The 12287-nt window shown below is 68.3% G+C and carries 12 protein-coding genes and 1 tRNA gene; 3 read left to right on the forward strand and 10 right to left on the reverse strand.

What is annotated here, in order from left to right:
- The 5 genes from H8R17_RS08760 to H8R17_RS08780 form a co-directional block, all read right to left on the reverse strand.
- Positions 1-1335 (reverse strand): hypothetical protein, encoded by a 1335-nt coding sequence (locus tag H8R17_RS08760; RefSeq protein WP_187822572.1) that lies wholly within the window; start codon positions 1333-1335, stop codon positions 1-3.
- A gap of 130 nt (positions 1336-1465) precedes the next feature.
- Positions 1466-1879: a DUF488 family protein gene (locus H8R17_RS08765; protein WP_187822573.1), complete on the reverse strand. Its 414-nt coding sequence runs from the start codon at positions 1877-1879 to the stop codon at positions 1466-1468.
- Between the two features lie 120 nt (positions 1880-1999).
- Positions 2000-2272, reverse strand: a complete 273-nt coding sequence (locus tag H8R17_RS08770) for a hypothetical protein (protein WP_187822574.1) — start codon at positions 2270-2272, stop codon at positions 2000-2002.
- 266 nt (positions 2273-2538) lie between these two features.
- The gene (locus H8R17_RS08775; RefSeq protein ID WP_187822575.1) at positions 2539-3669 is read right to left on the reverse strand and encodes a ParB/RepB/Spo0J family partition protein; all 1131 of its coding nucleotides are present in this window, start codon (positions 3667-3669) and stop codon (positions 2539-2541) included.
- Between the two features lie 462 nt (positions 3670-4131).
- Positions 4132-4296, reverse strand: coding sequence for a hypothetical protein (locus H8R17_RS08780; protein ID WP_187822576.1), 165 nt, complete (start codon positions 4294-4296; stop codon positions 4132-4134).
- Between the two features lie 230 nt (positions 4297-4526).
- Between H8R17_RS08780 and H8R17_RS08785 the strand changes: the two genes are divergently transcribed.
- Positions 4527-5069 carry a hypothetical protein gene (locus tag H8R17_RS08785; protein WP_187822577.1) on the forward strand — a complete coding sequence of 181 codons (543 nt, stop codon included), beginning with the start codon at positions 4527-4529 and terminating at the stop codon, positions 5067-5069.
- Between the two features lie 5 nt (positions 5070-5074).
- A complete protein-coding gene (locus tag H8R17_RS08790; RefSeq protein WP_187822578.1) occupies positions 5075-5887 on the forward strand; it encodes a hypothetical protein in 813 nt (270 codons plus the stop codon).
- On the opposite strand, the gene H8R17_RS08795 is transcribed toward H8R17_RS08790, so the two are convergent.
- The gene (locus H8R17_RS08795; RefSeq protein ID WP_187822579.1) at positions 5865-6836 is read right to left on the reverse strand and encodes a recombinase family protein; all 972 of its coding nucleotides are present in this window, start codon (positions 6834-6836) and stop codon (positions 5865-5867) included. The genes H8R17_RS08790 and H8R17_RS08795 overlap by 23 nt on opposite strands.
- A 132-nt stretch (positions 6837-6968) precedes the next feature.
- Positions 6969-7214, reverse strand: a complete 246-nt coding sequence (locus tag H8R17_RS08800) for a helix-turn-helix domain-containing protein (protein ID WP_316959351.1) — start codon at positions 7212-7214, stop codon at positions 6969-6971.
- A gap of 160 nt (positions 7215-7374) precedes the next feature.
- Here H8R17_RS08800 and H8R17_RS08805 point away from each other — a divergent pair, with 160 nt between their 5' ends.
- Entirely contained in the window at positions 7375-8955 is a 1581-nt protein-coding gene (locus H8R17_RS08805; protein ID WP_187822580.1) for a tyrosine-type recombinase/integrase, read from the forward strand.
- 97 nt (positions 8956-9052) lie between these two features.
- On the opposite strand, the gene H8R17_RS08810 is transcribed toward H8R17_RS08805, so the two are convergent.
- The 3 genes from H8R17_RS08810 to H8R17_RS08820 all read right to left on the reverse strand — a co-directional run bounded on the left by H8R17_RS08810 (position 9053) and on the right by H8R17_RS08820 (position 12239).
- Positions 9053-9126: transfer RNA gene (locus H8R17_RS08810), tRNA-Thr, on the reverse strand.
- 107 nt (positions 9127-9233) lie between these two features.
- Positions 9234-10823 (reverse strand): alpha/beta hydrolase, encoded by a 1590-nt coding sequence (locus H8R17_RS08815; RefSeq protein ID WP_187822581.1) that lies wholly within the window; start codon positions 10821-10823, stop codon positions 9234-9236.
- A gap of 210 nt (positions 10824-11033) precedes the next feature.
- Positions 11034-12239 (reverse strand): DNA polymerase III subunit delta', encoded by a 1206-nt coding sequence (locus tag H8R17_RS08820; protein ID WP_187822582.1) that lies wholly within the window; start codon positions 12237-12239, stop codon positions 11034-11036.
- Positions 12240-12287 lie beyond the last annotated feature (48 nt).

Genomic DNA, 12287 nt, shown 5'->3' on the forward strand with positions numbered 1-12287 from the left:
TCAGACTCCCGTCTTCGTCGTCGGGGCGCCCCACCGCTTCGCCCACGTCTGAAGGGCCTCGGCCAGCGTGTGCTGGCCCATGGCCCCCTGGTACTGGAGCTGGAACTTCCAGCCGTCCTCGTTCGATGGGCTGCGCTTGTGCAGCCGCAGCAGTCCGCGGTACTTCATCGACACCGGGTTGTTGCTGAACGCCGTCGTCGCCACCCTGCGGATCCGCCGCGAGAACGCCCGCTGGCACAGCAACTGCGCCTCGGCGCTGGTGGCCGCGAGCACGATCAGCTTCGACAGCCGCGGGTAGTCGGTGGGCGCGACCGCGAAGTCCGAGAGCACGTACGCCTCGTCGGGCGTGTACGTGCTCGGGGCCATCGCGAACACGCCCAGGAGCCGTCCGCCGCCGTCCTTCACCGCGACGGCCAGGTTCGCCGCGCCCGGTGCGATCTTCGGGTTGAGGTAACGGGAGCGCAGCGCGTTGAACTGGCCGGGCTTCAGCAGCGACAGCGTGAGCGGGCGGACCAGTTCGTCGCCCTCGCGCAGGCGGGGGACCTTCACTGGCTCGATCGGCTGGCGCGGGGCCACGATCCGGGTCCGGGCCTCGCTGGCGTACACGTAGAAGGGAGCGGCGCGCGGGGTCGCCTTGATCACGCCTCGCAGGTAACGGTGCAGCTCGGGCACGTCGTGGTTGGAGGCCGTCAGCCAGTACGGGCGGTCCGTGATCGCGCCGAGCACGTCGACCACGTCTGCGTCCGACAGCGGCTCGTACTGAGGCGCGTCCCAGGTGAAGTGAGCTTCCAGCGGCTCGTACAGCTTCTCGTAGCCGCCACCGTAGAAAGGAGGGAAGGAGCACACCGGGGCATCGCGTGGGACCTTCTTCAGCCAGGAACGCACGTCCTGCGCCTCGTAGGAGGTCAGTTCAACGTCGGAGGCGGACAGCCGCTCGACGGTCTCCGCGTGCTTGGACTTCCACTGGTCGCGGTAGGAGCGCACGACTCGTTCGTGCCAGAGCCCTTCGCGGCCGACGCTCGCCAGGAACCGGGTGCCGAGCATCATCGTGGCGACGGTGCCCACGCTGTCGTCCAACGAATCAGCGAGCCAGTGAAGTTGATCCTTGCTCTCGTCGCGGAGGCGGATGCCTACGGGCTGTTTGGTGAGCCAGCGGCCAACGGCGCTGGTGTAAATCGAGACGTCCGAGGAGTGCAGCTCGAAGCCCATGCCGGCCACGCTGCGCTCGATGGTGAAGTTGCCGCAGCACGGCACGTACACCGCGCCACGTGGCCAACTGCCTGCGGTCTCCCGGACGATGGAGCGCATGGGGGCCGGGATGGTGCCCTGGAACATCTCTCCTCCTGGAAACGACAACGCCCGACCTCGGCGGGATGCCGGGCCGGGCGCTGCGCTGGAACCTAACACAAGGAGCGCAGGGCTCCTTGAAATAATGTCACCTATCTTTCGGGAGCGGCTGCGGCGCTCACATCAAGGTGCCCTGCCGATAGCGGTCGCCCTCCATCGGGGACAGCTCCCGTACCTCATCGCCGGTGCGGTCCTTCCACCAAGAGGCGAACACCCTGCGGTGACACCACAAGCCCGGCTTGGCCAGATCCTCGAAGCAGAGCAGCACCAGACGGTGATCGCCCTCGGTTCCCGCGATCTGGTGAAGCAGCGCCGCGATCCGCTCGGGGCCGAGCTGGTCGAGGTCGGCCCGGTACGCCGCGGTGAACTCGGGTTCCGATGCGGAAAGGTAGTCCCGACGTGGCGCGAGCTCCCGCACCGAGTGGGTGAGGGAGTAGGGGAGTTTGAAGCGGACGCCGCCCAGGGTGATCCGCACCGGCACCCCTTGCGAGGGCTGGAACGCCTGAAACCGGTTGGTGAACAGGGTTAGCACTCAGCTGTTCCTTTCGTGCTGCTCAGCGGCCGGGCACGCTCGTCGGCGCCGCCTGCGGCCAGTAGTTCCACCCAGGCCGACGGAGGGGGTGCGGACTCCCGCACCCCCTCCGACTCCGACCTAGCCTTCCTGCTTGTACGGGGAGGTGAAGGAGGTCGGGGCCGCGTACTGGATGACGATGTCGAATTCCGCCCGGCCGCTTGGAAGGTCGGCCGTGAGGCGGAGGATCCTGTTCGTCTCGTTGGAGAACTGGGAGGCCGTGGTCTCCTCCAGGTCCACGAAGACTTCCGAGATCGGGCCGGGTACGAGGTCGGGTGACTCCACGATGAGGGAGGAGAGGTACGCCGCCGCCTCACGGATCGCAGGGCTGGCCGACTGACTCCCCCAGTCCACGTACTCCGACCTGACCTGGTGGAGACCAACAGAATCCAGTTTCACATTTTCCGTCATTTTCCCAGTTCCAATCTTGTGGGGCTTTCCCTTTCCTGCACTTATATCTTATTGGAATTACTGGGCCAGGTACATATTCACTCTGAATTAGTTTCCCTGAATTCCGCAATTCCAGCACCCATCGCGCAGCGGGCGCGGCCCGGAACCCCGGGCTGCGCCCGCTGTGCAATGAGGAGTGGGGCGCGGTCTCCGCCGCGCCCCACTCCGTCCTACTTCGCCGCTTCGGCCTTCTTGGCGGGCGCCCGCCGCGCCGGGGTCTTGGTGGTGGCCGCAGTGCGCGCTGCGGGCTTCGCGGGCGCCTTCCTGGCGGTGGGCCGCGGCTTGGCCGCCGCCTTCGCCTCGCCCTTCTCGGTGACCTGCGGCTCGGCGGGCTTTTCGGCCGTCTCGGGCTTGGCCTCCTCGTCCGCCTTCTTCGCTGCGACCTCCTGCTGGACCTCAACGGCCGCCTTGTTGAACGCGGCCTCCTGGGCCCTCTGGATGCCCTGGGCCTTGCTGAGCATGTTCTTCACCATCTGCACCTTGGCGTGCAGGCGGGTGACAACCCGCAGGTGGCGGGCGAGGTCGTCGCCGAGGATGACGGCCAGGTCCTCGGGCTTCTTCTCGGCCAGGTCCTCCAGCAGCGGGATCAGGACCTCTTCCGCCTTACCGAGGCCGTCCTTGGCCTTGGCCTTGGCCTTCTTCCGCTTCTCCTGCTCCTCGGCCGACGGCGCCTCCTCGCCGGTGAGGGAGGTCTGCTTCTCCATCATCTTCAGGCCGTTGGCGAAGTGCTGGGCATCGGCCTCGCTGTCGAAGTCGCCGCGCACGTACCGCATGGCCGCGACCATCTGGTTGGCCGGGTTGAGCTGGGCGATGTGCCAGGCCAGGTTGTTCTTGATCTGGCCCTTGTCGACCATCTCGGCGACCTCGGGCCGCAGGGTGAGCAGGCCGAGGCGCCAGGTGATGTGGGTCTCCGTCTTGCCGAACTGCTTGGCGATCTTGGCCGGGGTCCAGCCGGCCGCCTTGAGGTCGGCGTACGCTCCGGCCTCCTCCATGATCGTCATGTCCGAACGGTTGACGTTCTCGGCGATGCTGAGGACGTATGCCTGCTCCTCGCTGGCGTCCTCGATGACCTTGACCGGGATGACTTCCAGGCCGGCCGCCTTGCAGGACCGCCACCGGCGCTCGCCCGCGATCAGCATGTAGGGGACTTCGGCCCCCTCGACCGGGCGGACGACGACCGGCTGGAGGAGGCCGTTCTCCTTGATGCTGGCCGTCAACTCCTCCTGCTGCGCCTCGTCGAAGAACTTGCGGGGCTGGTCGGGGTTGGGGGCGATCTCGGAGACCTTGAGGTTGGGGAACATTTACCCGCGCCTTTCAAATTCCCTGGAAAGCCATCCTTTTCGGCTTTCCCTTTTTCCTTACACTTATATCTTAATCGCATACACCGCTAAAGCAAGTGGGAATTCTTTTTAATTTCAGGAATTCAATTCCAAATTCCTGAACTCAATTCGCCTCCTTCGCATGAGGCGTGCCCGAGTGGCTGCACGGACCCCAGCGCCACGCCGCGCCCAGAAACGGGGCGAGCCCGCCGCAGTCTTGCGACTGCGGCGGGCTCCGCTCCCATCCACTTGCCCCATGGCCGCACCGATACGGCCGCTCCTCGCGGGTGGGGCGCGGGGGGGTCGGCCACCCGCGAGGAGCAGGGAAGGACGCCGCTCACGCGACGCCGCCGGTGCAGGGTTCCTGCGACTGCTGTACCCGCCCGGCAGGCCCGAACATACACGACTGATCCAACCGTGTCACCTATCTCGATCGCTGAAGCGTCAGTCGTCTCGCACCTCGCCGTCCGGCTGCTGACGGCTGATCAGCGCCTGAGCCTCCAGTACCCTGCGCGCCTCGTTCACCGCCTGCGCGCTTGCTCCTCCCCGGAACACGCGCGGAGGCTTCTTGGCCAACTCAGCGATCCGCCGCTCGTCTGGCTCGGACATGCGATTCCTCCCGTAAACGGCAAGCACGTCACCGCGACCCGCCCGCCAGACACTTCCCGTGCGCGCCCGCTCAGCCGCAGGCACGTGGTCCGGCGAGGCGCCCACCTCGCTCACCGCAGCCCTTCACGGAAACCGTCCACCAAACCGTATAACCCATCCGACCTGCGCTGTAGTGTAAATGTCAAGCGGTTACTATGCGTTGAGCATATGCCTGAACAAGGAGCGGGGACATGGCAGACGCGTCGGGCTCGCCCGAACTCATGAGCCTGAGCGAGAAGTTGTGCGCCTTGTTTCGCCTGCGTCGCGACTCGGACGGCTTCACACCCAGCGCCCACGACATCGCAAAGGCGACGTCAAAGTCCCATCACTGCAAACCAGTTGTGTCCCACGGCCAGGTCAACAGCCTGCTGAACGGCTCTAGTTGTAACCCTCGGTCATCCACCGTCACCGCACTCTCCCAGGCGCTCGACGCCCCGGCCGCGTTCCTGCTGCTGGGGCCGGAATGGGACGACCTCACCGCGCTGTGCGTGTACCGGGAACGGCCCGAGGCGCGCGAGGTACTGCGCTTAATGCAAGGCCTCAAGATAGAGGACATCGTTGAAGTCATGTCGATGCTCAGGAAGATGCGCCGGGATGCAGGACTTCCCGAAGACGTCCCGGCGATCCCCCCACCGCCCCCTGGCGTCGACCAACCCCGCGAAGGCCGGCCGCGTCGCCGCTTGAGCCTGAGCGAAGCCGCTGAAAGGGCAGCGGCTGATCTGGAAGGACGCTGAACCCCTTGGACACCCCCCTCTTCAGCGCGAGCGCCCTGCTCATCGCACTCGCCACGGCCGCCTACCTCATCTACGCTCCCCACCCCCCACGCCGGGAGCCGTCCCCGATGGCCCGCCGCGCCCGCTTGGTGCTGTGTGCGGGCGCCTTCGCCAGTGCCTTCCTTCTGGTTCCCCCCGTCGCCGCAGCCGTGGACGACATCACCGGCCACGGTGGTGCGGGCGCTCTCCTGTTCGCCCTGACCAGCGGGCTGACCATTCTCAGCATGCAACTCGTGACGGTGAGCTGGTGGCAGCCAACCATCGGTGTGCGCAGAGCCGTTGTGGCCCACATCGTCTTCTTCGGCTGTGTCATGGCCCTGCTGGTCTGGGAGTTCCAGTACATCCGCGCCTCATCCGCAGAGCTGTTCTCCGCACCCCATGGCGACGAAGCGGCGGCAGCCTTCATGCTGACGCACCTCGGCTTCTTGGACGTCATGGCCATCGCTGTCAGCCTGCAATACACCCTCTTGGCCTGCGCCGCCTGGCCGCGCTGGCCCGTCACAGCTGCCGGTCTCGCCGTCACCGCCGTGGGGTCCGTGTTGGGTCTGGCGTACTCCAGCGCCCGCACCGGGCTCACCATCGCCCACCTCGCGGGATGGGCCTGGCCGTCCGTCGTAGAAACGCACATCGTGCCCATCACCGGCGCCCTGGCGGCACTCTTCGTCACCGTGGGAATCACGCTGCCCACGGTCGCGAAGCGGGTCCTCCTGCCTCGCGGCCGATCGGCAACGCGCCGGGCCGTCAAGGACAGTGCCGTCAGACGGATGGCGCTTCCGTAGACGACGCCGTGTCCCACGAGCGCCACTTCAAGCTGACCCGGTCCGCGTCTACGGTGCGCGAGCCCCTGGACGCGGCCGGGTACACGGCGATCTGCTCCAGCATCAGCACAACGACACCCTGCTTCGCCGCCAGCGGCGCGTGTTTCCACCACCGCACCAGGTCCGGCACGCTCCCCACGGGCACGTGCTTGACCCGCTCAAGGAACCGCGCCCGCGCCCTGTCCGCGTTGGCCTGCCCCGACAGTTTCTTGTCGGCAGCCTTGAACGCCTGGAGCGACATGCCCGAGGGGCGCGCGTAGTCCTCGCCCAGCTGCTTCTGGCGACGCTTGGCGTCATCGGCCCGCTCGCGCAGCTTCGCCGCCTCCGCCAGCAACTGGTCGCGCGCCTGCTCGATCAGCGCACTGACCTCGGGCTTGGCCAGCTCGGCCAGCACATGCTCGGCGACGTACGTCTCCAGGAGGTCTGCGTTGATCCGTACGCGCCCGCAGCCGCCGGGGTGCTGGCTAGTGCTCGGCTGGCAGCGGTGGCCGCGGCTGCCTGCGTTGGAAGGAGCAGCGCCAAGGGGATGGGCACACAGACCGCACACCATGTGCTCACCGCTCAGCAGGTACTCCTGCTGTGGCGCCCTGTCTGCTTCCGGCTGATACTTGCGCCGCATCTTGCGGATCTTCCGGAACTGCTCGGGCGGGATCAGCTCCGGCCCTCCGGAGGGCAGCAGGTTGCCCTTCTCATCCTCGTAGAGTCCGGCGATGGCTGGGTTATCCAGAACCGAGGCCAGAGCGGCAGGCCGCCACTCATTGCCCAGGGTTGTGCGGTGCCCCTCCTCGTTCATCCAGATGATGATCTTCTCGTAGGGCTGGCCGGCTTCCCGCCGTTTCGCGGCCTCTTGCAGAGGCGGCACCTCGTCATCCTTCGGCCTTCTGTACGCGGCATCCGCGAACCCGTACAACCTTGGCACAGAATCTCCCCAGCCTTCGCCGACCCCGATACGCCTCTCATGCTAACGAAGATAGGTCACACTGTTGCAAGAGGCAGATGTCTGCGCATGCACTGACCTGCGCCGCAACCCCTTTCACAACGGCTACACGTACGTGCCCTCAACGCCAAGGAGCTTCCACAGCTCCGCCGTCGGCACGCGTGTCTTCCCACCCAGCGCGAGCGTCCGAACTGGGAAAGTCCCGTTCCGGATCAGCTCGTACGCCTTGTCCCGGCTGATCCCGAGGGCACGGCTGGCAGTTACCACATTGACCGTGGCCGGAAGAGACAGCAGCTCCTCCAGGCCCATCACTCCGGCGGAAGCCTGCCCGCCCGCTCCCTGAGCAGTCATGTCGTTGGTCGCAATCTCCCCCGCGCCAACTTGTGGGCGACTTTACCTCAGTGTCCGACAGCCCCCACAGGCTTGAGAAAGATCTTGCAATTCCACGCAGTGCAAGACGCACACCATCCGCACCACCGCTGGCAGTCAGCCAGCCACCCAGGGGAGACCTGTGTTCGAGGACAAGACCTACAAGCGATGCGCCTGCAAAGGCCCGCTCACCGACAAGGTGGGCAAGCCCATCCTCAACGAGGACGGCACCCCGAAGATCGGATACCTGGAGAAGCGGTGCCCCAAGCTGAAGCGGCGCGACCACGGCTCCTGGTACTACTCCATCGAGATCCCCGCCGGCCCGGGCGGCAAGCGCCGCCACCCCAAGAAGGGCGGGTTCCAGACCCAGAAGCAAGCCGCCGCAGCAGCGGAAAAGGTCTACCGGGACGCACAGGCCGGAGTCGATGTCCTGTCCGACGAGACCGTCGGCGAGTACCTGCGCCGCTGGCTCGACAACCAGCACGACCTCAAGGCCACCACCAAGAAGAGCTACGAGGACTACCTACGCCTGTACTTCACCCCATATCTCGGCCACATCAAGCTCCGTGAACTCCGGCCCCGGCACATCGAGGAGATGTTCGCCGCCATCCAGGCCGAGAACAAGGTCAAGGAGAAGAACCAGGCTGCCGCCCAGCTGGCCCGCGAGGCCGAGAAGAAGGCGCACGCAGCATGGCGCGACGCCACCGCCCCTCGCGACCCCCAATTGCGCGAGACGTGGAACGAGGCCAGGGCCCACCTCAAGGCCGCTCTCGCCCGCCCGCGCCGCCAGACTGGTCCCGCCACCCAGCACCGCATCAAGATGGCGCTCAGCTCCGCTGTCGAAGACGCCCGCAAGCGCCGGATGGTCACCGACAACTGGGCATCCATGATCCAGACGCCCCGGGTACGCAAGGCCAAGGCGCTGGAGTGGACCGCCGCCCGCGTCGAAGCCTGGCGCAAGACCGGCAAGAAGCCCTCCCCGGTCATGGTCTGGACTCCGGAGCAGACCGGCAAGTTCCTCGACTCGGTGGTCTACGACCGCCTCTACCCCCTGTGGGTCATCATCGCCTTCCTCGGCCTGCGCCGCGGCGAAGCCTGCGCCCTGTCCTGGGCAGAGGTAGACCTCGACGCCGGCGTCATCCACATCACCGAGGAGATCGTCACTGTCGCCTACGAGCCGCACGAGGACACCCCGAAGTCCGACAACATCCGCGACATATCCCTGGACGAGGACACGATCGCCCTGCTGCGGTGGTGGCGCGGGCGCCAGGAGGCCGAGAAGCAGGAGTGGCTCGAATCCACCGGGGAGTGGACCAACAGCGGCCGGGTCTTCACCCTTGAGGACGGCACGGAGTACCACCCCCAGTACTTCTCCGACCGCTTCGAGCGCCTCTACAAGAAGGTCGACCTGCCGCCGATCCGGCTGCACGATCTCCGGCACGGCTCGGCGACGCTCGCCCTGCGGGCAGGCGTGGCCATGGTCACCGTCCAACGCAGGCTCGGCCACTCCTCGATCCGCGTCACCTCCGACATCTACACCACCGTCCTCGCGGAAGTGGAACGCGAGGCCGCCGAGGCGACCGTGTCCGTCGTGCCCCGCTCACGCAAGCGCGTCATCCCGCAGCCGCAGACCGAGGGCGAGGCCGCAGCGGACGATGAGCAGCAAGATGACCCGGAGACCGCCGAGGAAGCCCCGGATGTTCCCACCGAGGACGCTGCCTGACGGCATGTTCCCAGGATGTTCCCATCCGCTCACGCAGAAGGCCCCCAAGATCATCTTGGGGGCCTTTGTTCGAGCTGTTTTCCCTGGTCAGGGATAGAGCCGCCTTCGGGATTCGAACCCGAGACCTACGCATTACGAGTGCGTTGCTCTGGCCATCTGAGCTAAGGCGGCACGCCGTCCGCACTATGGTGCGATCGGCAACGTCGGTAAGTCTACACAGTTTCCGGGGGTGCTCCGTACCGGCCCCGGAGGGCGGGGCTCCGGGGCCGTGGTCGGGGCTACGAGCAGCGTTTTCCGTCCGTGGGCGGGGTGCCGCGCAGGAGGTAGGCGTCGATCGCGGAGTCGATGCAGGCGCTGCCGCGGCCGTATGCGGTGTGGCCGTCGCCCTCGTAGGTGAGGAGGCGGGCCGAGGAGAGCTGGCGGGCGAGGGCCTTCGCCCAGCGGTACGGCGTCGCCGGGTCGCGGGTGGTGCCGACGACGACGATCGGGGCGGCGCCCTTCGCCTCGATGCGGCGCGGCTCCCCCGTGGCCGCCACCGGCCAGTACGCGCAGTTCAGGGCGGCCCAGGCGAGGCCCTCGCCGAAGACGGGGGACGCCTTCTCGAAGGAGGGCAGGGCCCTGCGGACATCGTCCGGGGTGTCGAAGGCGGCCGGGAGGTCGAGGCAGTTCACGGCGGCGTTGGCGAACATCAGGTTGGCGTAGCGGCCGTCGGCGTCGCGCTCGTAGTAGCTGTCGGAGAGGACGAGCAGGCCCGTGCCGTCGTTCTCCTTCATCGCCGAGGTCAGCGCCTCGCGCACCTGCTCCCAGGAGGCCTCGTCGTACATCGCCGCGATCACGCCGGTGGTGGCGAGGGACTCGGTCAGCCGGCGGCCGTCCGCGTCGCCGGTGGGGAGGGGGTGGGCGTCCAGCTTCTCGAAGAACGCCGTGAGGTTCCTGCCGATCCGGCCGGGCGTGGCGCCCCGGCCGCCCAGCGGGCAGTCGGACCGCCGCGCGCAGTCCTTCGCGAACGACTGGAACGCCCTCTCGAAGCCCGCCGTCTGCTCCAGGTTCAGCCGGCGAGCGGGCAGCGACGGGTCCAGCGCGCCATCCAGCACCAGCCGGCCCGCCCGCTGCGGGAACAGCCCGGCGTATGTCGCGCCGAGGAGTGTCCCGTACGACGCGCCGACGTAGTTGAGCCGCCGGTCGCCCAGCACTCCCCGCACGATGTCCATGTCCCGGGCCGCCTCGACCGTGGACACATGGCGCAACAGCCGCGGTGCCTGCGCGCCGCAGCCCTCGGCGAACGTGCGGTACGCGTCGACGAGCGCGCCGGTCTCCTTCGCGTCGTCCGGCGTGTTGTCCGTCTGCGTGTACGTGTCCATCTCCCGCCCGTCCAGGCACTCGACGGGCTCGCTGCGGGCGACGCCCCGCGGGTCGACGGCCACGATGTCGTAGCGGGCGCGGACGCCGGCCGGGTAGCCGATCCCGGCGTACGACTGGAGGTAGCCGACCGCCGAGCCGCCCGGGCCGCCGGGGTTCACCAGCAGCGAGCCCAGCCGCTTGCCCGGGCCCGTGGCCTTCTTCCGGGCGACGGCGAGCCGGACGTCACCGGCGGAGGGCTTGGCGTAGTCCAGTGGCGCCTTGAACGTGGCGCACTGGAAGCCTGGGACGCCGCATTTGCGCCAGTGCGGCCGCTGTGCGTAGTACGTCGCGAGCGCCGGGGGCGTGGACCGGGGCAGCGCGGTCAGGGCCGCCGCCTCCGCCTCCGAGCTGGCGGAACTCGTCGTGCTGCCGGAGGAGCAGGCGGAGACGAGCAGCACGGTGGCGGCGAGGAGAGTGGCTCCGGTACGTGCCGTTCGGGGCCTGCGGTGGGTGCGCCTCGTGTACATCCAGCGAGCGTAACTCTCCGCGACGGAGCGAGTGCCGTGCGTGCACGTTGTGCCTCGTACGAGTTACATGGTCAACCTCCGGTGGGGTGGGTGAGGTGGGCTCGACCGGTTCCGGTTGGCCCGGCGGGAGGGCGGCCTGGTCCCTGGGGGACGGCCTGGTCGTGGGGGCGGTGGCGTTTGTTGGGGCTGGTCTCGAGGGATTGGTCTCGTTCAGCCCGTTCTGAGGGCCATCGTCATCGCCTCCACGGCGAGCAGGGGGGCCACGTTGCGGTCGAGGGCCTCGCGGCAGGCGGCGATCGCCTCGATGCGGCGGAGCGTGGACTCCGGGGTGCTGGTGCGGGCGAGGCGCTCCAGCGCGTCGTCGGCGTCCGTGTTGGCGAGGGCGGTGCGGGAGCCGAGCTGGAGGGCGAGGACGTCGCGGTAGAAGGCGGTGAGGTCGGTCAGGGCGAGGTCGAGGCTGTCGCGCTGCGTCCGTGTCCTGCGGCGCTTCTGCTTGTCCTCCAGGTCCTTCATCACGCCGGCCGTGCCGCGCGGGAGCCGGCCGCCCTGGGCCGCGCCGAGCGCCGCCTTCAGCTCCTCGGTCTCCTTGGCGTCCGTCTCCTCGGCGAGCTGCTTGGCGTCGTCCGCCGCCGCGTCGACAAGTTCCTGGGCGGCCCTGAGCGCGCTGCCGATCTCCTCGACCCTGAGCGGCAGCTTCAGTACGGCGGCGCGGCGCTCGCGGGCGGCCGGGTCGGTGGCCAATCGGCGCGCGCGGTCGACGTGGCCCTGGGTGGCGCGGGCCGCCGCGGCGGCTACGTCGGGTTCGATGCCCTCGCGTCGTACGAGCATGTCGGCGATGGCGTCGACCGAGGGGGTGCGCAGGTTCAGGTGGCGACAGCGGGAGCGGATGGTCGGCAGGACGTCCTCGATGGAGGGGGCGCACAGCAGCCAGACCGTGCGGGGGGCGGGCTCCTCGACGGCCTTGAGGACGGCGTTGGCGGACTTCTCGTTCAGCCGCTCGGCGTCCTCGACGAGGATGATCTGCCAGCGGCCGTTCGCGGGTGAGGTGAACGACTTGCGGACGGTGTCGCGCATGTCGTCGGCGATGATCTGGGCGCCGACGGCGGCGACCGTGGAGACGTCGGCGTGGGTGCCGATGAGGGCGGTGTGGCAACCGTCGCAGAACCCGCATCCCGGGGCGCCGCCGAGTGCCCTGTCGGGGCTCACGCACTGCAACGCGGCGGCGAACGCCCGCGCCGCCTGAATGTGCCCGGCTCCGGGCGGCCCCGTGAACAGCCAGGCATGCGTCATCTTCGACGCCTCGGGCAACGGCGTATCGGCAGCAACCGCACTGACCAGGGCATCGGCGTCCCGAGCCGCGGCACCGAGCTCCGCGCTCACCCGCTCCTGCCCGACCAGGTCGTCCCACACGCTCATGGGTCACGCCGCCCTTCCGTCACGTCCAGCCTTGCGGAATCCATTGTG

The organism is Streptomyces sp. TRM68367 (genome assembly GCF_014495685.1).
GTDB lineage: Bacteria > Actinomycetota > Actinomycetes > Streptomycetales > Streptomycetaceae > Streptomyces.